The sequence below is a fragment of the Syntrophales bacterium genome, assembly GCA_035363115.1.
Lineage (GTDB): Bacteria > Desulfobacterota > Syntrophia > Syntrophales > PHBD01 > PHBD01.
In genome coordinates this window covers 1,288,457-1,310,729 of the sequence record DAOSEM010000001.1, presented here as the reverse complement: position 1 = coordinate 1,310,729, position 22,273 = coordinate 1,288,457, and the positions used below count along the sequence as shown (strand labels likewise).

The window sequence follows — 22,273 nt, the reverse complement described above, 5'->3', positions numbered from 1 at the left end:
AAGGCGAAGAGCGGAAACGTTTTCGCGACGGCGGGAGCCCCCGTGGCAGCCCCCGCGCCGTGATGCAACGAGAAACAAAAAAGGGGATGATGGATTCGAAATCCACTCCCCCTATTTGCCGGATGGCACTTGGCCCGCTCAGGTCGCCAGGTTGTACGCCGCCGGATCCAGCGGCGAGCCGACCGGAAACATCCTCGCTCCCAGTTCCTTGTCCAGCATGAAGAGTCCTTCCTTCGTGTGACCGATCATTTCGATCTGCCGAAGGATCTTTTCCGCCGTCGCCTCCTCCTCCACCTGTTCCTTCGTGAACCAGTTCAACAGGGTATCGGAGGCGTAATCGCTTTCCGCCCGGGATATCTTGACGATCCCGTGGATTTTGCCCGTGATGAACTGCTCATGGGCCAGGGTATCCTGCCAGACCTCCGGGACGGATTGCCAGGACGTCTTGATCTGCTTGAGGTCCTGAAGCTTCACCGCTCCGCCACGGTCCAGGATGTGGTCCATGAACTTCATGGCATGGATCATCTCCTCGTGGGCCTGGCAACGCATCCAGTGGGCCATCCCATCCAGGTTCTGGGCGTGGAACCAGGCGGCCATGGACAGATAGATATAGTAAGACTCCAATTCGTGACGGACCTGCTCGTTCATTGCCTGGTGAACTTTCTTACCGATCATCGCCGTGCCTCCTTTTCTCGATTCCGGACCGGTCCGGGACCGTCCGGGGCTAATGGTTTCCGCCTCTTTTCCCTTGCCGGATAAACATAAGCCGCAGCGTCAGATTGTCAATGTTCCCTGCCCTCTCCGATGCCGAAAATTGTCTTGACTTGGCGCGCCGATCTTGGCTAAACACCAGGGTCTTCGGACAGGACCCTTCCATTGAATCTGAAAGGAGCAACCATGGCAAAATACGAGTCACAAGCCTTGAGGAACGTTGCCGTTGCAGGACACGGAGGAACGGGCAAGACGACGCTGTGCGAGTCTTTCCTGTTCGTCTCCGGCAAGACGGAGCGCCTCGGCCGCGTGGACGACGGAAGCTCATCGATGGACTTCGAGCCGGAGGAGCACAAACGGCGCAGCTCCATCAACACCGCGGTGAATTTCTTCGAGTGGGACAAACACAAGGTGAACCTGCTCGACTCCCCGGGAGACTCCAATTTTGCCTACGACATGATGGGCTGCATGGCCCACGCGGATTCGGTTCTCGTGGTCATCGACGCCGTCAGCGGCGTCGAGTTCCAGACGATCAAGGTCTGGGAAGCCGCCGATACCTATGCACTGCCCCGGATCGCCGTCATCAACCGGCTGGATCGCGAGCGGGCGGATTTCGGGAAGGCCGTCGAGAGCATCGGAGCGAAGCTCGACCGGAAGGTCACCCTCCTGATGCTGCCCATCGGCAAGGAGGCTGAATTCAAGGGCGTGGTGGACCTCGTGACGGGAAAGGCCTTCCTCTTCGACGAAGGGAAAGGGACCTGCAAACCCGCGGACATCCCCGCCGACATGGCCGCCCAGGTGGAGAAATACCGGGGCAGCATGGTGGAGGACATTGCCGAAACGGACGAAACCCTGATGGACAAGTACCTGGAATCGGGAGAACTCAGTGCCGAAGATCTCCAGTTGGGGTTGCGGAAAGGCGTGCTCTCGGGATCCGTAGTCCCGGTCGTCTGCACGTCGGCCCTCAAGAACATCGGCACCTCCCTCCTGATGGACCTGATGGTCCGGCTGTTCCCCTCCCCGGTGGACCGGGGCGCCGTCACGGGAACCAAACCCGGGACGGAGGAGTTGGATGAAAGGCTTCCCGATCCCGCGGCCCCCTTCGCGGCGCGGGTGTTCAAGACCATCGCCGATCCCTACGCCGGCCGGGTGACCATTTTCCGCGTCTATTCGGGCACGGTGACCTCCGACGCCACGTTCTTCAACCCTGCCCACAAGGCCACGGAGCGGTTCGGCAACATCTTCTTCCTCGAGGGCAAGACCCAGAAACCCACAGATGATCCCCTCATTCCGGGCGACATCGCGGCCGTCGCAAAGCTCAAGGAAACCCTGACGGGAGACACGCTCTGCTTCGAGAAGGCACCCATCCTGCTGCCGAGGATTCCGACACCGGCGGCGGTTATGTCCTTCGCCATCGAGCCCCGCTCCCGGGGCGACGAGGAAAAGATCGTATCGTCCATCAACCGGCTGATCGAGGAGGACCCAACCCTGACCTACCGCCGGGACGAGCAGACCAAGGAGATGATCCTCTCCGGCACCGGCCAGGTCCATATCGAGGTCACCGTCGAGAAGATGAAGCGGAAGTTCGGCGTCGAAGTGAACCTTAAGACCCCGAAGGTCCCCTATAAGGAAACGATCAAGAAGGCGAAGATGGGCATCCAGGGACGGTACAAGAAGCAGTCCGGCGGGCGGGGCCAGTTTGGCGACGTCTGGCTGGACGTGGAGCCCCTTCCCCGGGGAGGCGGCTTCGAGTTTGCCGACAAGATCGTCGGCGGCGTCGTTCCCCAGCAGTATCGGCCCGCCGTGGAGAAGGGCATCGTGGAGGCCATGGAGGAAGGGGTCCTGGCAGGCTATCCGACGGTGGATTTGAAGGTCGCCCTCGTGGACGGCTCGTACCATACGGTGGACTCGTCGGAAATGGCCTTCAAGATCGCCGGCTCCATGGGCTTCAAGAAGGCCGTCCTGGAATGCCAGCCCACCCTGCTGGAGCCCATCGTCAACATCGACATCGAGATCCCCGACGAGTACATGGGTGACATCATCGGCGACCTGAATTCCCGCCGGGGCCGCGTCCTCGGCATGGATTCCAAGGGGTCGAACCAGATCGTCAAGGCCAGCATCCCCCTCGCGGAGATCCTGAAGTACGCCCCGGACCTGCGCTCCATGACGAGCGGCCGGGGAACCTTCACCTACGAGTTCTCCCACTACGAGGAAGTCCCGGCGCAGATCGCCGAGAAGGTGATCGCCGAAGCGAAGAAGGAAAAAGAAGCGGCGGAGAAATGATCATCCGTGCCGGCGTCATCACGGTCAGCGACCGTGGCTCCCAGGGAGCCCGGGAGGACCTGAGCGGACCCGAGGTAGCCCGCCTGCTTCAGGGGATCGGTTGCCGGATCGACCAGACGGCGATCGTGCCCGACGAGACGGACCGGATCCGGGAGATCCTGGTCCGCTTCGCAGACGAGGAAAAGCTGGACCTGATCGTCACGACCGGCGGAACGGGGGTCAGCCCCCGCGACGTGACGCCGGACGCGACGCTCGCGGTGATCCACAAGGAGATCCCCGGCATGGCGGAGGCCATGCGCAGGGCAAGCGCCACGAAGACGCCACACGCCATGATTTCCCGCGCCATTGTGGGCATCCGTGGCGCCTCGCTGATCGTCAATCTCCCCGGCAGCCCGAGGGGTGCCCGGGAGAATCTCGAGGTGCTCCTGCCGGCCATTCCCCACGCCGTCGAAAAGATCAAGGGGGACGAGACGGAATGCGGCTCCGCATGACGCGGAGCATCCTCTCCGCGTGGCTCCCGGCCCAGTAGACCCGCCCGCAGCGCCCGCATCTCCGGAAACCCGGCTGCGTCTCCAGGATGTAGGGGGGGACCAGCCCTTCCACCGCTCCCTTCTCCACGTCCGACAACACCTCGTTGCATTCCAGGCATCGCCCCAAAACGGCGAGGGCATCGAAGGACAGCCCGAGAGCGGCCACCGCTTCCACAAGCTGTTCCTCCCACCGGTCCGCCGTGATCAGGACCAGCCGCCCCCGGAACGGCCTCGCCGCCAGGGTCCGGCTCTTCGTGACCACAATCCGCTCTTCCAGATACGCCCTCCTGAGCAGAAAGCGGTCCGCGCGGCCCTCGTGGCAGACCGTGTCACACCCCAGGGCCCGCAGCCACCGGGCGAGCTTCCCGAGGTTCCCGTCGACAATCAGCTTCACAACGCCGCCTGCTTCCACGCCCGCACCTCCGCGAAGGGAAGTCATTTCCAATCCGTTTTGCCTTGTGCTATATTCGCCCTCCATCATGGGCGGGAGCCCTTCAACAGGGGGAAGCACATGGAAGACGGACAGGACATCCTTTACTTTTCATACGGTACGAACATGAACGAGGCGGATCTGCGGCAGTGGTGCCGGGACAACAACCAGCCCTACCCGATGGGATCGGTCTTCGCCCGGGCCTACCTGCCGGACACGCAGATCGTGTTCAACCTCCCCTCGCCCGTCCGGGTGGGCGGTTCCCTCAACATCCGCCACCGGCTCGGTCAGGCCACCCCGGGCGTCTTATACCACATGACGCCCGAGGGCTGGAAGATCCTGGACCGGAGGGTCAGCGCCCCCAAGGATTACAAGCATCTCGACGTCGTCGCCCTGACGGAGGACGGACGGGAACATTCCGCCGTCACATACCAGGTCGACACCTCCCTGACGGAGGGGGGATTCGTCAAGCCCACGGAGGAATATGTCGAGATCGTCAAGGAGGGGCTTGCGGCACACGGATTCACCGACCGCATACTCCGGCCCGTTTCCCGCGGCAAGGAGCCCCCCTGGTGCATCGAAAATCTCTTCGTATACGGCACCCTGATGGAAGGGGAGGTCCGGCACCACATTCTGGAACACTGGTGCGACCACCGGGCGGGCATGCGGGCAAAGGCCCCGGGAGTGCTCTACGCAAGCGGGAAGGGGTTTCCGGCCATGTTTCCGGCGGAGCACGAGGGCCAGGAGATTCAGGGTGAGATCTATCCCCTGGTAGACCTGAAAAGGGCCTTCGAGATGCTGGACATCGTCGAGACCGTCCGGCGTTACGGCTCCACCGGCTCTCTCTTCCGGCGCGCCATCGTCAGGGTCCGGGCGGAAGACGGGAACGCCTATGCGGCCTGGGCGTATCTCTACGACGGAACGCCGGCCGGCATGAGCCCCATCCCCTCGGGCAACTGGCTGGACGTACCGCACGAGAGGCTGCCGGAGGAATAAGCAGGATCCCCGGAGGGTCTCCGGCTTTTCATGGCGTGGAGAAGCCCGTGCCCGTTCCGCCTCACGGCCATTCCAGGCGGATGTCGTCATCCTGCTGCCCCAGGCGGATAAACGCTCCTCCTCCCCTTCTCCCCATGGCGGCATTGACGACCAGGGTGCGCCCGATCCGCTCCGCCCCAGCCGCCTCGTGAATGTGACCACAGACAAAGAGGCGCGGCTCCGTCTTCCGGATAAAATCCCGAAGGCCCGGCGAACCGGCGTGAAGCATCCCGAAGGCCCGGTCGAGAACGCCCAGCGGCGGGGGATGGGCGACCAGGACCGTCTCTCGACGGACCCGCGGCATCAGGACCGCGAGATCCCGGTCTTCCCGGAACGTAATGCGGGTGCGAAAGGGAACGGGGATCGTACCACTGATCCCGATGAACGGAACGTCTCCGATCACGACCTCGCTGTGGTGGAGGGACCGGATGTTCCCGTATCTATCCGCCTCGGCGTCCAGGCCGGGAGGGTCCATGTTGCCGCGGACAAGCATGACCGGAACGCCCAGACTGTCCAAACGCTTGAGAACGGGAGCGGCGTCCCGCCGCGTTGCCACGTCCCCGGCGACGATGACGGCGTCGGGCCTGCATTCCCGAATGGTCCGCTCGATTCGATCGAGGTTCTCCTTTTTCCCATGAACGTCCGCCACGGCATACAGGATCATCGTCCCCTCCTTCTTCCCCGCCTGCCGGCGGCCGGTGTTTTGCACCCCCGCACGGACGGGTCGGTTCCTTCCTCCTCTACCCGAAACAGCCCGGTCTCCGCAACGGGAAGCCTTCATCCCCCGTCCCGCCGATGCGCCGGCGTTCTGATTCTCCTTCTTCTCCTGGCCCTTTTGGCCGGCTGCTCCGATCGGGAACGGCTGCCCCGGCTCGATTCCGGGAAAACCATCCTCGCCTTCGGCGACAGCCTGACCGCCGGCAACGGGGCGGGTCCCGGACAAAGCTACCCGGAGGTCCTTGAGGGGCTCCTGAAGATCCGGGTCGTTCGGTCCGGCGTGCCGGGCGAGGTGTCCGCGGAGGGACTCCGGAGGCTCCCTGCCGCACTCGCCGAGACAAGGCCGGACGTGGTGATTCTCTGCCACGGCGGCAACGATTTTCTGAGGAGGATGGACACACGGGAAACGGCGCGGAACCTGCGCGCCATGATCGCCATCGCCCGGGAAAAGGGAGTGGCCGTGGTTCTGTTGGCCGTACCCGCGCCGGGTCTTCTCCTGAAACCGCCCGCTCTCTACCGGGAGATCGCCGGCGAGATGAAGGTTCCCCTGGAAGATCGGGTGTTGACGGACGTCCTGTCCGACGGAAGCCTCAAGGGGGACCCTATTCATCCCAACGCGGAAGGCTACAGGAGGGTGGCCGGCGCCGTTGTGCAACTGCTGCGGAAACACGGTGCCGTTTCCTGATTGTCGGCGGCATCTTTTTCCGTTGACGGCAACAGGCCGCCACGTTAAGAAGTACGGCCCTGACGGACCGGACAGTTTTCAACCATCCGGATACACGGAAGATTCACTATGAGCGATCGGCACGACATACCCGGGCCCCCGGGAGCCCCTGAGGTTGAGTCGACGGTGGAATCGACGTTCCGGCAGCCCGTCAGGGGAAATGACCTGAACCGGCGGATCGAGAACCGTCACATTTCCGTGTCGACGTCCCCCGAGTTCATCATCCACTGCCTGCCCGACGGCATGGTGGCGTTCGTCAACGAAGCCCTCTGCTCCCGCTTTTCCATATCCCCCGGGGACTTGATCGGCAAAAGCATCTACGACATCATCCCGCAGGAAAGCCGATCCCAGGCAAGATCGCAGCACAGAGCCCTGACACCGGAAAAACCGGTCGTCACGACGGAGTACCGGATTTCCGATCCGGACGGCGGGATTTCCTGGCACCAGTGGATGCTCATCGCCGTTTTCGAAGGCGGGCAGAATCTGACCGGCTATCATGCGGTGGGCCGGGACATCACGGAGCGGCTGAAAACGGAGAGGGCGCTCCGGGAAAACGAGGAGCGGCTCAGCTTCCTGGTGGAGAACATGGGGGACATCCTCTGGACACAGTCGCTGGACCTCCGGACAACGTACGTCAGCCCCTCGATTTTCCGCGTCCTCGGCTATACGCCGGAGGAGCGCTACCGGCAGACCGTCGAGGAGCAGCTCACCCCGGAATCGCTCAAGGTGGCCTTCGAGCGCCTGGCCCACGAACTGGAGATCGACGGCCGGCCCGGCGTCGATCCGGACCGATCCGTGACGCTCGAGCTGGAATACTATCACAAGAACGGATCCATCCTCTGGATCGAGAACGTACTGCGAGCCATCCGCAACGATAAGGGGGAGGTCATTGCTCTCCAGGGGATGTCGAGGGACATCACGAAACGTCGCCAGATGGAGGAGGCTCTGCGGGATAGCGTCCAGCACCTGGAGGAGCTGAGCATCACCGACAACCTGACGGGCCTCTACAACCAGCGGCACTTCTACAACGCGCTGACCCTTGAAATGACCCGCTCGCAGCGCTACGGCCGGTCCCTGTCCCTGATGATGATCGACATCGACGATTTCAAGGTTTTTAACGACACCTACGGCCACATGGAGGGGGACCGCGTCATCGAGCACCTTGGCGCGGCGATCCGCCGCTGCACCCGGAAATCCGACGTCGCCTGCCGTTACGGAGGCGAGGAGTTCGTGGTCCTCCTGCCGGAGACGTCAACCGTTCAGGCCACCATCATGGCCGAGCGGATGCGGGAGGTATTCCAGGCCCATTCCTTCCATCCCCGGAACGGCGAGGCGGTTCACAAGACCATCAGCATCGGCATCTCCCAGTGCGATGCGGAAGAGGGATCACGATCCTTCATCACCCGGGCCGATTCGCTGATGTACGAGGCGAAACGCCGGGGAAAAAACCGGGTCTGCACGACGCCGGCGAACACTGGCCCGTCCAGGCCATCAAAGGCCGGCACGGGAATGAAGCCCCCCGCAGGAGGTGACGCGATGATTCCGGATCGTGAAGAAGCGGTAGCCCTGCTCAAGGCCCATGTGACGGATGAAAGGATGCTCGCCCACAGCTTTGCATCCGAGGCGGTGATGCGTTCCCTGGCCCGGCGCCTGGGAAAAAACGAGGATCTGTGGGCCATGGCCGGCCTGCTTCACGACCTGGACATCGAACGGGTGGAGGGCGACCTCACCCGCCACGGCATCGAGGCGGAGCGGATCCTGCGTAAGTGGGGATACGATCCGGAGATGATCGACGCCGTTCTCCGGCACAACGAAACGGCCTCGAAGCTCCCCCGGGAAACGGATTTCCATCACGCCCTGGCGGCGGGCGAGACGATCACCGGCCTCATCACCGCAACGGCCCTGGTTCAGCCCGACCGGAAGGTGGCAAGCGTCAAGGTGAAATCGGTGGTGAAGCGGATGAAGGAGAAGGCCTTTGCCGCCTCGGTCCGGCGGGAGAACATCCTGGAGTGCGAGCAGCTCGGGATCCCGCTGCCCGAATTTGTCGAGCTGTCCCTCGCGGCGATGTGCGGCGTTCACGAGCAGATCGGGCTTTAAAAGGGATGGAGCCCCTTCCTCCGCGGACGCAGAAAGGGGGACAGATATCAATTCTGTCCCCCCTTTTTTTCGGAAACGAGGCCGGAGCCGGAAGCCCGCCTCTGTTTTCATGCCGTTCTACGGCTGCTGTTCAGTCGTCCCCTCCTCGATGACCGGCGGGGCCTCGCCGGCCCTGATCTCACGCCGGAGCTCCCGGATCTGCTTGTTCAGCCTTGTGATGGTGCGGTTGAGCTGGAAGCGCTCGATGACTCCCAGGAACCCCGTGAAGATCACGCCAACCAGGAAGGACAGGAAAATAAGCATGTAGGCGGCCACCGCGACCCTCGGAAACAGCTCGTAGTACTGGATGACGACGTCCGTCTGGTTCTGCAGGGCAAAGGTGATCACAAACAGCATGATCAGCATGACAAGGACGATATAGACTACCTTCATCACGTGCCTCCGGAAGCGGCTTTTTGAAAACGGGGCTTCAGTTCGTCACGGGTTCCGGTGAGGCTGTCCGGAATCACCCGGATTCCTCCCACCACGGTCATGGAATTCGTGTCCCCGGACCAGCGGGGAACCACGTGGATGTGTAGATGGTCCTCCACGCCGGCGCCGGCTGCCCGGCCGAGGTTGATGCCGACATTGATCCCCTCCGGATGGAGAGCCTCCCGAAGGACCTGCACGGAACGGTCCAGCAGATCGAACAGCTCCGTTCTTTCCTCTCCCGTCAGATCGTCGAGATTCGCCACATGGCGGGACGGCATCACCAGCAGATGGCCGTTGTTGTAAGGGTAGCGGTTCAGCATCACGAGGCAGGTCGCCCCCTCCCAGAGCAGGAGCTCGTCATCACGGGCTTCCTCCCTGCAGAAGACGCATCCTTTCGGTTTTTCTCCCTTGATGTAGACCATTCTCCAGGGGGCAAACTGAACGTCCATCGGACCCTTTCCCGGCCCCTTCAACCATGCCGGACCGGCGCTGGATTATAGCGGCCCCCCGCAAAAAGACAAGGACATTTTTCTCCCCGTTCCGCCGGCCGCCCGCTCCCGGCCCCGTCAGGACCGGGATATCTTTCGGATTTCCTCGTAAAGGGGCTTCAGCTTCCCGTACATCTGGCAGTACACCCGGCGATACAGATCGTCGTACAGACGGTGCGTGGCAGGATCGGGCTCGAAGACCCGGCCCACCCGGGTCATTTCCCGGCACGCCGTCGCGAAGTCCGGATGAAGTCCCGTGCCCACGGCGGCATCCATGGCGGCGCCGAGTCCCGACGTCTCGTAGATGTGGGGCCTGGCCGAAGGAATGCCGAAGATGTCCGCCGTCAGCTGCATGGCCCCGTCACTCTGGGATCCGCCTCCCGCCACCCTGAGGGCGGTGATGGGAATGCCGTTCCGCTTTTCCGTTCGCTCCTTCCCTTCCCGGAGGGCATAGGCGACGCCCTCCAGGATGGCCCGGTAGACGTGGGCCCGATTGTGAACGTCGCCGAAACCGATGATGGCTCCTCGCGCCTCCGGTCCGGGCACCTTGACGCCCGGCGACCAGTAAGGCTGGAGCACCAGCCCCTGAGACCCGGGAGGAGACTGACGGAGCAGGTCGTCGAAGAGGGCCTCGGGCTCCACGCCCCGCTCCAGGGCCAGGGCCTGTTCGCGATCGGCGAATTCGCGCTTGAACCAGCTCACCATCCAGTAGCCCCGGTACACCATGATCTCCTGGCTGTAGGCCCCCGGTACAGCCGATGGATAGGGAGGAATCAGGGGAATGGCCTCCAGGTATTTCCGGTGGGTCGTGTTGATGGTGGCGGTCGTCCCGTAGCTCAGGCAGGCGACGTCGGGCTCCAGGCATCCGGCGCCGATCACCTCACAGGCCTTGTCGGCCGCCGCGGCGATGAGGGGAAGGCCTGCCGGGATTCCCGTCGCCTCCGCAGCCTCCGGGGTGATTTCCCCCAGGGTGCCAGTGGCGGGAACCAGGTCCACCAGCATGGACGGCTCCACCGGCAGGATACGCCACTTCCAGTCCCACGAGGCCGCCCACCGGAGACGCTTGTAGTCGAAGGGCACGTACCCCACCTGGCAGCCCACGGAATCCACGAATCGCCCCGTCAGGCAGTGGGTCAGGTATCCCGAGAGGAAGAGGAACTTGTGGGTCTTCTTCCAGACGTCCGGCTGATGGGTCTTGATCCAGTTAGCCTCGGCCTCCGCCTGCAGATAGGCGGCGGTCTCGCTCATGCCGGCGACGCGGAAGGCGGCTCCCCACAACCCGCCGATGGGTTTGAGTCCCTCCGTGCGGCGCTGGTCCAGCCAGACAATGGCGGGCCGGAGCGGGCGTCCCTCCCTGTCGACGTTGATCACCGTGCACCGCTGCGTCGTCAGGGCGACAGCCCGGACGGCCTCCTTCGGAACGTCCTTCCGGCTCCACAGCTCCCGGCAGGCCCGGCACAGACTCTCCCAGTAGTAGCGGGGATCCTGCTCCGCCCAGCCCGGCTTCTCGGAGTAGTAGGGCTCCAGGAGAACCCTCGACTTGGCGACGAGGTTCCCTCTCAGATCGAACAGCAGGGCCCGAACGCTCTGCGTCCCGTTGTCGATGGCAAGAATGAAGGGGCCTTCCGGCATCGGTTATCCTCGATGGTGGTTTCGGGTCAGGTGATTCCCAGTTTTTCCATGCGGTACCGCAGGGAATCGAAACTCACGTGCAGAAGCTCGGCGGCCTTCGTCTTGGATCCCTCCGTCTTGAGGAGCGCCTTCCGGATGATCCGGCGCTCGACCTCCGCCAGCTCGTCATTCAGCAGAATTCCCTCCGGGGGGATATCGATGTCGATGACCGGAGGAGCCTGTGCGGAGGCGCTCCCGGAGAGCACCAGGTTTTCCGGGAGGATGATGTTCGACGTCTCCAGGGCGATGCTGCGCTCGATGATGTTCTCCAGCTCGCGGACGTTCCCCGGAAAGGGGTAACCCATCAGCAACTCCATGGCATACGTGGAGATCCGCTGCACCTGCTTCCCGAAGGCCCTGGAGTACTTCTCGATGAAGAACTGGGTCAGGGCCGGGATATCTTCCTTTCTCTCCCGGAGCGGCGGCAGGTGAATGGGAATCACGTTGAGCCGGTAGAAAAGATCTTCCCGGAAGGTCCCCTCTCCCACCTTCTTTGCCAGGTCCTGGTTGGTTGCGGAAATGATCCGGACGTCCACCCGGATCTCCTCGGCGCCCCCGATGCGCCGGAAGGTCTTTTCCTGGACGACCCGGAGCAGCTTGACCTGGAGAAAGGGAGACAGCTCGGCGATCTCGTCCAGGAAGACCGTTCCCCCGCGGGCGATCTCGAAGAGTCCCGGCTTGTCCGTCAGGGCGCCCGTGAAAGTGCCCTTCATGTGCCCGAACAGCTCCGACTCCAGCAGGTTCTCGGGAATTCCGCCGCAGTTGATCACCACGAAGGGCAGCTTCCGGCGGGGACTGTGGTCGTGAATCGCTTTTGCCACCAGCTCCTTGCCCGTCCCGCTCTCCCCCAGGATCAGGATGTTGGCGGAGGTCTCGCCGACCTTCTTGATGGTCCCATAGACCTTGAGCATCTCCCGGCTTTTTCCGATCATCTCGCCGAAGGAAACCACGTCCTCGAGCTGCTGGAGAAAACGGGCGTCCTCGGTCCGGACGCCCTTCTTGTCGAGGGCGTTGCGGATGATCGTCTTGAGATCCTCGAAGTCGAATCCCTTTTCCACGTAATCGTACGCCCCCTCCTTCATGGCCAGGAGCGCCGTCTCCGGGGATGCATACGCGGTGATGAGGATAACCATGGTGGCGGGGGCGACGTCCTTGAGGCGGCGGATGAACTCGATGCCGTCGATCTTGGGCATTTTCAGGTCGGTGATGACGAGGTCGTACGCCGTCTTGCGGCAGCGGTTCAGCGCCTTGTCGGCATCGGAGGCGCAGGTCACCGCATACCCCTCCCGGGTGAGCATGATCTCGAGCAGCTCCCGCACACCCTGGTCGTCATCCACGATCAGGATCTTCGCCATGTCCGTATCTCCTGTCCGGGGAACCGGATCTTACGGTGCCCCTGTCTCGCTCTCCGGAAGGGGCAGCCGGATCCGAAACGTCGTCCCCCGCCCGGTAAGGGTATCCAGGGCGATACTCCCCTCCATCCCCTCCACGATGCGGTTGACAATGGCCAGTCCCAGCCCCGTTCCACGCTCCTTGGTCGTATAGAAAGGTTCGAATATTTTTTCAAGGTCCGATGCGCCGATACCCGGCCCGGAGTCGCTGATCCTCAACTGGAGGAATCGCTTTTCGTCCGCCGCTTCCGCCATGTCCGTCTCCACCGTCAGTGTGCCTCCCTCGGGCATTACCTGAACCGCATTGAGGAGCAGGTTCCACAGGACCTGCCGGAATTCCGTCCGGTTGGCCGACATGGAGCCGGAATGCCGGTAATTCCTGACAACCTGGATGCCTTCGTTCCAGTCCGCCACGTAGCGAAGCGACTCGATGACGTCGTCGATCACCGCCCGGGGATCGAAGGACTCGGGAATACCGGTGCTCGGGCGTGCCAGGAGAAGAAAATCCCGGACGACGTTCTCAAGCTGCTCCCGGCCCCGCAGGATGATCTGCATCAGCCGGTGGTCCGCATCGGGCAGGACCAGGCTGTTCTTGAGGACCTGGATGGACCCGGAGATGGAGGCCAGGGGGTTCCGGATTTCATGGGCCAGCCCGGCGGCCATTTCGCCGATGAAGGCCAGGCGCCTGCTCTTCTCGACGGACTCCTCCATGCGCCTGATGGCCGTCAGGTCCTGGAAAACGAGGATATGGCCGATTCTCCGGCCTCTCTTGTCCTTGAGCGGGGAGACGGCGCACCCGAGGATCATCTCTTCCCGGTCGCTGCCCCGGAAGGGCATCTCGAAGCGGCTGCGAGGGACGCCGCTGGGATCCCGGTCGTCCGCAAGGCCGGCGGCGTTGGCAAAACCGGGAAACACCTCGTTGATGTTCCGGTTCTCCACGGTTCGGAAGGAGAATCCCGTGAGCTGCGTGGCCGCCCGGTTGAACGACTTGATCTGCTGCAGGAGGTTCGTGGTCACGATCCCGGCATCCACCGATTCGATGATGCTCCGGTGGAGCAGGTCGAGCTGGTCGAAAGCCGTCTCCTTTTCCGCCAGGAGGGTTCGGGCCCGCCGCTCGCGCTCCACGACGAAACTCGCCAGGAAGGCGATGATGTAAAAGGAAACGATGTAGGTCACGATCCGGGTGAAGACATGCCCCGCCCGCTGATCGTAGAACTGGAAGTGGACGTATTCCCCGACGGGAACGATGCGATAGTACTCCAAGTCGAGCAGGAGGCCGTAGCAGACACTGCACAGCGAGGCGATGATCATCCCTCCGCCCCGCCCGAGAAAAAACACGCTGTAGATGACAATCAGGGGGTAGAACACGGCGTAGACGCTGACGACACCGCCGGTGGCATGAACCAGCCCGGTCACCAGGAAAACATCTCCCACACCCTGTAGATAAACATTCAGGCGGGCGTCGGCGACAAAGTACCTGAAAACCGTATATGCGGCCGCAAGCGCGAAGCTGGCAAAGATGGCCGCCCCGAACCCGCGGATGGAGATCTCCGGGAGCAGTTCCTCCTCCTGAAACTGCAGGTAGAGGTAAATCACCAGGAGAAGCGTCGTGATGAGGAGGCGGGAAAGCAGGAGGATCTGCAGCCGGGTCGGTGTGTTCTCGTCATTGAGCGCAAACGGTTCGGTCATCCGGGTGGATCCTTCCCGCCCGTCCGGGGGCGTCCGCCGTCGAGTTTTCATCGGAATCCGGCGGTGCTCCTGATTACTATGGGAGGGAGCTCCCGATCAACAGGAACTTTTCCGGGGAATGGTGTACAATGGACCCATGAAGCGACCGCTCTTGCCGCTGCTGGCGTTCCAGATCGCGGGAATCCTCATCGGGTCATCGTTCCGTCTGCCCGAGGCGATCCTGCCGGCCGCACTGGCAGCGCTTCTCCTGTTTCTGCTCGCCTTCCGAATCCGCCGCCGGAGCCGGGCGGCAGCCTGGACGGCCTGCGCCGGGATATCCATCGCCGCGGCGATCCTCATACAGTCCTCCCTGTACGGCGCCCCGCCTCCGGATTCGGTGTCCCGGTTCGCGGGACGGGACCCGGTGACCGTCCAGGGGACAGTCTGCGAGCATCCCCGGCGCTCCCCCGACAGGACGGACCTGATCGTCTGCGCCTCCCAGACCTTCCGCGGCGGAGACCGGGAGACCGCGACGGGGAAAGTACTGCTCTCCCTGAAGGACCCGGCGCCCCGCGATTTTGTCTACGGTGACCATCTTCGCTTCCGTGCCCGCCTCCGAGTTCCCTCCTCCTTTCATAATCCAGGCGGATTCGACGCGGAGCGGTACCTGCGATTGCAGGGCATCCGCCTCCGGGCCTCCCTGGCGGATCCGTCGGCGGTCATCCTCATCCGGAAGGACACGGGCAACCCCGCCCGTGCCGGGCTGGAGTCCTTCCGGGAAGGGCTGAAGCGGTTCATTTACGGGCATGCGCCTTCTCCCGAGCGGGAGGTGATCCAGTCGGTCATCCTGGGCGACGCGAAGGAAATCCCGGAAAGCGTCACGGAGGATTTCAACCGCACGGGGACGTCCCACATCATCGCCATTTCCGGGTTCAACATCGGGATCATCGCCGCGTTCTTCTTTTTCCTGTTCCGGGCGGCACTGTCGCGGTCGGAGACGATCCTCCTGGCCTCTCCGGTCCGTCCGCTGGCCATGGCCCTGGCGGTCATTCCCGTCCTTGCCTTTACGCTGGTCGCCGGGGCGGGGATCTCGGTCCTCCGGGCGGCCATCATGGTGCTGGCCCTGATGGCCGCCCTCCTGATCGGCCGGGAGCGGGACCTGTACAACGTCCTGGCCCTGGCGGCCATTGCCATTCTGATGGTCTCGCCGGGCTCGCTCTTCGACGTGTCCTTCCAACTCTCCTTCGCCGCCGTCGCCTCCCTTCTTTTTGTCGCGCCGCGGCTCGCCCTCTGGATTCCCCGGCCGGATCCGGAACAGGGTTCCCCCACGGTCCGCCTATTCCGGAAGGCCCTCCACCAGGCTGCTCTGTTCGTCGTCGTGACCCTGGCCGCCACGCTGGGGACCCTGCCGCTGGTGGCCTTCCATTTCAACCGGGTATCCCTGATCGCGCTGGCGGCCAATCTGCTGGTCGTCCCGATCCTGGGGCTCCTGGCGATCCCGCTGTGCACGCTCCTGATCCTGGCCTGGCTGTTTTCCGACGGGCTTGCGTCCATCCTGACCTCCGCGGCGGCCCTGCTCGTCAAGGTCTCCCTGGACCTTCTGTCATCGCTGGCCTCCCTTCCCTGGGCCTCTCTCTATGTGCCGACGCCCGGTGTCCTGCAGGTGGCCGTCTTTTACATCCTCCTTGTCGCTTCGGTCCTGTGCATCGAGGTCCTGGCGGAACGGCGGGAGCGGGGGAGCCGCATCACAACAGGTGATCCGGAAGACCGGAGAAACCGCCCGTTCGCCCCCTTCGCCTGGATCGCCGGGGCCTGCATCCTGTTCCTCGTCCTCCAGAGCACGTACCTCCTGCTGGCGGACCGCCGCCCCGAAACGCTCCGGGTCACGGCCGTCGACGTCGGGCAGGGAAGCGCCACCCTCCTTCGCCTGCCGCGGGGAAGCCGAGTGCTCGTGGACGGCGGCGGCGTGCACGGGATCTCCCGCTTCGACATCGGGGAACAGGTCCTCGCCCCGTTTCTCTGGCACGAGAGGATCCTCCGGATCGACACCGTCGTCCTGTCCCATCCCCACCCGGACCACATGGGGGGCCTCCCCTTTGTCCTGAAAAACTTTCAGGTCGGCGAATTCTGGACGACCGCCGAAACCGCCTCCTCCCCGGAGTTCCTGCCGATCCGCCGGATTCTGGAGGACCGGGGCATTGTTCTCAGGACCGTCGGCACCGCCTCGGAGGCCGCAGTCCTCGACGGCGTCCGGATCGAATTTCTCCACCCGACCCCGAGGATCCCGAAACCGGCCGCCGGAGAATCCGACTACGGGGACGCCAACGATTCCTCCCTCGTCCTTCGCCTGACCATGGGCGAGGTCGGCGTGCTGATTCCCGGGGACATCTCGGGCAACGTCGAGGAGGAACTGGTCCGCTCGGGGCGGGACCTGTCCGCATCGATCCTGCTGGCCCCCCATCACGGCGCCCGATCCTCCGGGATGCTTCCGTTTCTCCGGCATGTCCGGCCGCGGCTCGTCATCGTCAGCTCCGGCCGGGACAACCTCTTCGGACATCCCCATCCGGATCTGCTGGCACGCTGCCGGGCCGTCGGGGCGGCGGTCTACCGGACGGACCGCTCCGGCGCCGTGACGGTCACGACGGACGGGCGGAAGATCGAGGTCGACACGTTTCTGAAGAACGGTCCGAGGACCGGAGGAACATCATGAGCCTGCGGTGTCCCGTTCATGGAAAAGCCTCTACCCGGGCCGGCCCGGGGGGAGTGGAGGAACGGCGGCGCCGGGTCGGTGCATCGAACGGGAGGGACATCCGTCGAACGCCCCTCCCGTCCCGGCCCGTCCCAGAATGCGGTTGCCTTTCCCTGGTATCTGTGTTAGGAATCCGCTCTTTGAGAAAAAGGGTTTGGTTGTGCCATGGAAACCATCAGCGCCATCCGGGGCTTCAAAGACATCCTGCCCGCCGAGGCGGGCCAGTGGCTGTTCGTCGAAGAGCAGGCCCGCCGGGTCTTCCACGCCTTCGGCTTCCGGGATATCCGCATCCCGATCCTTGAAAAGACGGAGCTTTTCGCCCGGGGGATCGGCGAGACCACTGATGTCGTGGAGAAGGAGATGTACACCTTCACCGACCGGGGGGAAGAGTCCCTGACCCTGCGGCCGGAGGCGACCGCCGGGGTCGTCCGGGCCTATATCGAACATGCCCTGTACGCCGCCGAACCGGTGGCCCGGCTGTACACGATCGGCCCCATGTTCCGCCGCGAGCGGCCCCAGAAGGGACGCTACCGCCAGTTCTACCAGATCGACGCCGAGATCCTGGGCCTCGACGATGCCCGGGTGGACGCGGAGCTGATCCTGATGCTGACCCACTTCCTCAAGGCGGTGGGCCTTGTAAATTCTCATGTCGAGATCAATTCGCTCGGCTGCCCCCTGTGCCGCCCCGCCTTCCGGTCGGCCGTGGTCGCCCACCTGCAGGGGCGGGAAGAAGAACTCTGCGGGGACTGCCGCCGGCGGATCCAGACCAATCCCCTGCGGGTCTTCGACTGCAAGATCGAATCCTGCCGGGCTGCCGTCGAGCATGCGCCCCGCCTGGCCGATTACCTCTGCGACGACTGCCGCGCCCATTTCGGAATTGTCCAGGAATCCCTCGGCCTGTTCGGTGTGCAGTACTCCATCAACAACCGCATGGTGCGGGGCCTCGATTACTATACCCGGACCACCTTCGAGGTGACCACGGACGTCCTGGGCGCCCAGAACGCTGTCGTCGGCGGCGGCCGCTACGACGGGCTCGTACAGCAGCTGGGAGGACCGGACATCCCGGGAATCGGCTTCGCCATCGGCTTCGAGCGCCTCGTCTCGCTGATGCCGAGGGGAGCGGAAGACTACCGCCGCGAGCCGGCGCTGTTCATTGCCGCCCTGGGCGCCGCAGCCCAGAAAATCGCCTTCGAGCTGGCGAACCGCCTGCGCCTGGAGGACGTCGAAGTAGAGATGGACTACGCCGGAAAGAGCCTGAAGAGCCAGATGAAACGGGCCGACAAGCTCGGCTGCCGTTACGCTTTGATTATTGGAGACCGGGAGATCGCCGAAAACAGCGGCGTCTTCCGGGACCTGAAGAACAGTTCGCAGACCCCGGTTCCCCTCGATCTTGCGGGCATCACCGGGAAAATGGAAGCATTGCAAAGAGGAGCAGAAGACCTTGTCTGAATTCATCACCAAGCAGAAAAGAACGCACTACTGCGGCCAGGTATCGGCCGCGGACCTCGGAAACTCCGTCGTGCTCATGGGCTGGACCCACCGGAGACGGGACCACGGCGGCGTCATCTTTGTGGACCTGCGGGACCGGGAAGGGCTCGTCCAGGTGGTGTTCAACCCGGAGACGAATCCCGATTCCCACCAGGTGGCCCACCGCATCCGGAGCGAGTACGTCCTCGCCGTCCGGGGAACCGTCCGCCGCCGGCCCGAAGGCATGGAAAACCCGAACATGAAAACGGGCGAGGTGGAGGTCCTGGCGGACGAGCTGGAGATCCTCAACGAGTCCAAGACCCCGCCGTTTCCACTCGATGCGGACACGGAAGTCTCCGAGAACGTGCGCCTGCGCTACCGCTACCTGGATCTGCGCCGTGCGAACATCCAGAGCAACATCATGCTCCGCAGCCGCGCTGCCGCGGCCACGCGGGAGTATTTCCACGGGCAGGGCTTCATCGAGGTGGAGACGCCCGTCCTGACGAAGAGCACCCCCGAAGGGGCACGGGATTACCTCGTCCCCAGCCGGGTGAATCCGGGAATGTTTTACGCCCTGCCCCAGTCGCCGCAGATCTTCAAGCAGCTCCTGATGGTGTCGGGGTTCGACCGCTACTACCAGATCGTCAAGTGCTTCCGCGACGAGGACCTCCGGGCAGACCGGCAGCCGGAGTTCACCCAGATCGACCTGGAGATGTCCTTCATCGAGGAGAACGACCTCATCGCCGTCATGGAGGGCTTCATGGCCCACTTGTGGCGGACGTGCCTCGGGATCGAGCTGACCATCCCCTTCCCGAGGATTCCCTACCGGGACGCCATCAACCGATTCGGCAAGGACAGCCCGGACACGCGCTTCGCCCTGGAGCTCCGGGACCTGACGGATGTCCTGCAGGCGTGCGGCTTCAACCTGTTCCAGGAAGTCGCCTCCGTCGGCGGCGTGATCAAGGCGATCAAAATCGAGGACAACCGGAAGCTGTCCCGCAAGGACCTGGACGAGCTGAGGGACTACGTCGCCGATTTCGGCGCCAAGGGGCTGGCCTGGGCACGGGTGAACCCCGACGGCTGGACGTCCCCCATCGCCAAGTTCCTCAAGCCCGAGGAGATGAAGGCCGTGGAGGAGCGGATGGAGGCGAAGGAAGGCGACCTGATCGTCTTCGTAGCCGACAAGCCGGGGATCGTTCATGATTCGCTCGGCAACCTGAGACTATACGTGGCCCGCAAACTGGGGCTCATCGAGCCGGGACGGTTCGCCTTCAACTGGATCACCGAGTTCCCGCTCATGGAATACAGCGAAACGGAAAAACGGTTCGTCTCCACCCATCACCCCTTCACGTCGCCGGTGATGGAGGACCTGCCTTTCCTCGAGTCGGACCCCGGAAAGGTCCGCGCGCGGGCCTACGACCTCGTGCTCAACGGGTCGGAGATCGGCGGCGGCAGCATCCGGATCCACCGCCAGGAGGTACAGGCGCTCATTTTCAAGACCCTGGGGCTGGGCGACGAGGAAGCGCGGCAGAAATTCGGCTTCCTCCTGGATGCCCTGGAGTTCGGCACGCCCCCTCACGGCGGCCTCGCCTTCGGATTCGACCGCCTCATCATGATGATGACGGGGACCGACTCGATCCGCGACGTCATCGCCTTCCCGAAGACCCAGAAGGCGACCTGCCTCCTCACCGACGCGCCGTCGCCGGCCAGCATCGGGCAGTTGATGGAGCTGTCGCTGAAGATCGTCCAGTAAGGCAACCAAAAGAAGAACCCTTTTCCAACGGGAGACCTATACCATGGCAAAATGGAATAAATACAGGAAGGTGCTGGATCACGAGCACTCGAAGTTCTGGAAGTACGAGCTGAAGGACATCGACGAGCCCAACCTCCAGAAGGAAGTTTTTCCCTATGATGAGGTCTGCCGGATCGACTTCGACCACAAGATCGTGACGATCAACCCGGCGGACGACATCTTCATCACCGACACGACCTTCCGGGACGGCCAGCAGTCCAGGCCGCCCTACACGGTCCAGCAGATCGTCGACCTCTTCACGTTCATGCACCGCCTCGGGGGACCCCGCGGCGTCATCCGGCAGACGGAGTTCTTCCTTTACGGCAACCGGGACCGGGAGGCGGTGGAGCGTTGCCAGGCCCTGGGATTCACATTTCCAGAGGTGACCGGATGGATCCGGGCGGCCATCGACGACGTCCATCTCGTGAAGCAGGCCGGCCTCCGGGAGACGGGAATCCTGACCTCCGTGTCGGATTACCACATCTTCCTGAAGCTCAATAAAACCAGGCGTCAGGCCATGGACGGCTACCTGGGCATCGTGAAGGCCATCCTCGACGCGGGAATCAAGCCACGCTGTCATTTCGAGGACGTCACCCGGGCGGACATCTACGGATTCTGCATCCCCTTCGCCATCGAGCTGATGAAGCTCCGGGAGGAGAGCGGCATCGACGTCAAGATCCGGCTCTGCGACACCATGGGCTACGGCGTGACCTATCCCGGCGCCTCCCTGCCCCGGAGTGTCGAGAAGCTCGTCCGGGCCTTCATCGAGGATGCGGGCGTGCCCGGGGAGCTCCTGGAATGGCACGGACACAACGACTTCCACAAGGCCCTGATCAACGCGACCACGGCCTGGCTCTACGGCTGCAGCGCCGCCAACGGCACGCTCCTCGGGCTGGGCGAGCGGACGGGCAATCCGCCCGTCGAGGCCCTCATCATCGAGTACCTCTCCATCACGGGCGGCACCGACGGCATCGACACAACGGTGATCACGGAGATCGCCCAGTACTTTGACAAGCAGGTGGGGTACAAGATCCCCGCCAACTACCCCTTCGTGGGAGCCGACTTCAACGTGACCCGGGCGGGGATCCACGCCGACGGCCTGATCAAGTGCGAGGAGATCTACAACATCTTCGACACGTCGAAGCTCCTCAAGCGGCCGATCACGCCCATGGTCTCGGACGTCTCCGGAAAGTCGGGAGTCGCCTTCTGGATCAACTCCACCCTGGGGCTGGAGGGGGACAGCGCCGTCGACAAGCGCCACCCGGGGGTCTCCAGGATCCACAAGTGGATTGCGGACCAGTACGAGGCCGGACGCGTGACCAGCATCTCCCACGAGGAGATGGACCGGCTGGTGCGGAAGTACCTGCCGGAGCTGTTCATGTCGGACCTGGACAAGATCAAGCACCGGGCGGCCCAGGCGGCCATGGCGGTCGTCCGGCAGGCCCTCGAGGATCCGGCCATGAAGACCATGAAGCCGGAGCTCCAGGAGCCCGTCATGGAGAAGGTACTGGAAGACCATCCGTCCATCCAGTTCGCCTACGTGGTGGACATGAACGGCCGGAAGACGACCCGGAACATCACCGCCCTGGCGGACCGCACACGGTTCGAGCACTACGGCGTCGGGACGGACCAGTCCGATCGGGAGTGGTTCATCCGGCCCATCCAGACAGGCAAGAGCCACGTGACGAACTTCTACATCTCCAAGCTGACCGGCGCGCTGTGCATCACCGTGTCGGCTCCCATCGTCGACGACCAGGACGAGATGGTGGGCGTCTTCGGGCTGGACATCAAATTCGAGGACTGGGTCAAGAGGGCCGAGGACATGGCCGAGGCGACGCAGATCGCCCTGAAAGCCGAGTACGAGGAGAAGATGAAGAGCGACCGCTGGCTCTGAAAAAACGAGTCGGATTTGACTTTGCACAGGAAGGGGGACGGGCATGAGCCTGTCCCCTTTTTGTCTTTTGAACGGGTCCGCAAATCGCCCGCAGGCGAGGCACGCAAGCCCGGAGGAATGAGGCGTACTCTTTTGTACGTCCAACGACGACGGAT

General features: G+C 63.6%; 17 protein-coding genes. 9 read left to right on the top strand and 8 right to left on the bottom strand.

Going from position 1 to position 22,273, the window contains the following annotated elements:
* Positions 1-138: 138 nt before the first annotated feature.
* A complete protein-coding gene (locus PLO63_05550; protein HOI73596.1) occupies positions 139-675 on the bottom strand; it encodes a ferritin in 537 nt (178 codons plus the stop codon).
* 222 nt (positions 676-897) lie between these two features.
* On the opposite strand from PLO63_05550, the gene fusA reads away from it, so the two are divergent.
* Positions 898-2,994: an elongation factor G gene (gene fusA / locus PLO63_05545; protein ID HOI73595.1), complete on the top strand. Its 2,097-nt coding sequence runs from the start codon at positions 898-900 to the stop codon at positions 2,992-2,994.
* Entirely contained in the window at positions 2,991-3,485 is a 495-nt protein-coding gene (locus tag PLO63_05540) for a MogA/MoaB family molybdenum cofactor biosynthesis protein (GenBank protein ID HOI73594.1), read from the top strand. The genes fusA and PLO63_05540 overlap by 4 nt, the downstream gene beginning before the upstream one ends.
* On the opposite strand, the gene PLO63_05535 is transcribed toward PLO63_05540, so the two are convergent.
* Positions 3,451-3,936, bottom strand: coding sequence for a Mut7-C RNAse domain-containing protein (locus PLO63_05535; protein HOI73593.1), 486 nt, complete (start codon positions 3,934-3,936; stop codon positions 3,451-3,453). The two genes, PLO63_05540 and PLO63_05535, sit on opposite strands and share 35 nt — an antisense overlap.
* A 99-nt stretch (positions 3,937-4,035) precedes the next feature.
* Here PLO63_05535 and PLO63_05530 point away from each other — a divergent pair, with 99 nt between their 5' ends.
* Positions 4,036-4,950, top strand: coding sequence for a gamma-glutamylcyclotransferase (locus tag PLO63_05530; protein HOI73592.1), 915 nt, complete (start codon positions 4,036-4,038; stop codon positions 4,948-4,950).
* A 61-nt stretch (positions 4,951-5,011) separates the two neighbouring features.
* Here PLO63_05530 and PLO63_05525 read toward each other — a convergent pair whose 3' ends face one another.
* Positions 5,012-5,653 carry a metallophosphoesterase family protein gene (locus PLO63_05525; protein ID HOI73591.1) on the bottom strand — a complete coding sequence of 214 codons (642 nt, stop codon included), beginning with the start codon at positions 5,651-5,653 and terminating at the stop codon, positions 5,012-5,014.
* Positions 5,654-5,692: 39 nt separating this feature from the next.
* On the opposite strand from PLO63_05525, the gene PLO63_05520 reads away from it, so the two are divergent.
* Together PLO63_05520 and PLO63_05515 are read left to right on the top strand one after the other, a co-directional pair.
* Positions 5,693-6,391: an arylesterase gene (locus PLO63_05520; protein ID HOI73590.1), complete on the top strand. Its 699-nt coding sequence runs from the start codon at positions 5,693-5,695 to the stop codon at positions 6,389-6,391.
* 108 nt (positions 6,392-6,499) lie between these two features.
* Entirely contained in the window at positions 6,500-8,527 is a 2,028-nt protein-coding gene (locus PLO63_05515; protein ID HOI73589.1) for a diguanylate cyclase, read from the top strand.
* 117 nt (positions 8,528-8,644) lie between these two features.
* Here PLO63_05515 and PLO63_05510 read toward each other — a convergent pair whose 3' ends face one another.
* The 5 genes from PLO63_05510 to PLO63_05490 form a co-directional block, all read right to left on the bottom strand.
* Positions 8,645-8,959 carry a LapA family protein gene (locus PLO63_05510; GenBank protein HOI73588.1) on the bottom strand — a complete coding sequence of 105 codons (315 nt, stop codon included), beginning with the start codon at positions 8,957-8,959 and terminating at the stop codon, positions 8,645-8,647.
* Positions 8,959-9,447, bottom strand: a complete 489-nt coding sequence (locus PLO63_05505; GenBank protein ID HOI73587.1) for an HIT domain-containing protein — start codon at positions 9,445-9,447, stop codon at positions 8,959-8,961. Before PLO63_05505 ends, PLO63_05510 begins: the two co-directional genes overlap by 1 nt.
* Positions 9,448-9,564: 117 nt before the next feature.
* Positions 9,565-11,118, bottom strand: a complete 1,554-nt coding sequence (locus PLO63_05500) for an FGGY-family carbohydrate kinase (GenBank protein HOI73586.1) — start codon at positions 11,116-11,118, stop codon at positions 9,565-9,567.
* 26 nt (positions 11,119-11,144) lie between these two features.
* Positions 11,145-12,512 carry a sigma-54 dependent transcriptional regulator gene (locus tag PLO63_05495; protein HOI73585.1) on the bottom strand — a complete coding sequence of 456 codons (1,368 nt, stop codon included), beginning with the start codon at positions 12,510-12,512 and terminating at the stop codon, positions 11,145-11,147.
* 30 nt (positions 12,513-12,542) lie between these two features.
* The gene (locus PLO63_05490) at positions 12,543-14,237 is read right to left on the bottom strand and encodes an ATP-binding protein (protein HOI73584.1); all 1,695 of its coding nucleotides are present in this window, start codon (positions 14,235-14,237) and stop codon (positions 12,543-12,545) included.
* 118 nt (positions 14,238-14,355) lie between these two features.
* On the opposite strand from PLO63_05490, the gene PLO63_05485 reads away from it, so the two are divergent.
* From PLO63_05485 to PLO63_05470, 4 genes are all read left to right on the top strand, one after another.
* Positions 14,356-16,926: a ComEC/Rec2 family competence protein gene (locus PLO63_05485; protein HOI73583.1), complete on the top strand. Its 2,571-nt coding sequence runs from the start codon at positions 14,356-14,358 to the stop codon at positions 16,924-16,926.
* A gap of 204 nt (positions 16,927-17,130) precedes the next feature.
* A complete protein-coding gene (hisS, locus tag PLO63_05480) occupies positions 17,131-18,414 on the top strand; it encodes a histidine--tRNA ligase (GenBank protein ID HOI73582.1) in 1,284 nt (427 codons plus the stop codon).
* Positions 18,407-20,185: an aspartate--tRNA ligase gene (aspS, locus tag PLO63_05475; protein ID HOI73581.1), complete on the top strand. Its 1,779-nt coding sequence runs from the start codon at positions 18,407-18,409 to the stop codon at positions 20,183-20,185. The genes hisS and aspS overlap by 8 nt, the downstream gene beginning before the upstream one ends.
* Before the next feature lie 43 nt (positions 20,186-20,228).
* Positions 20,229-22,118 carry a histone-lysine N-methyltransferase gene (locus PLO63_05470; GenBank protein ID HOI73580.1) on the top strand — a complete coding sequence of 630 codons (1,890 nt, stop codon included), beginning with the start codon at positions 20,229-20,231 and terminating at the stop codon, positions 22,116-22,118.
* Positions 22,119-22,273 lie beyond the last annotated feature (155 nt).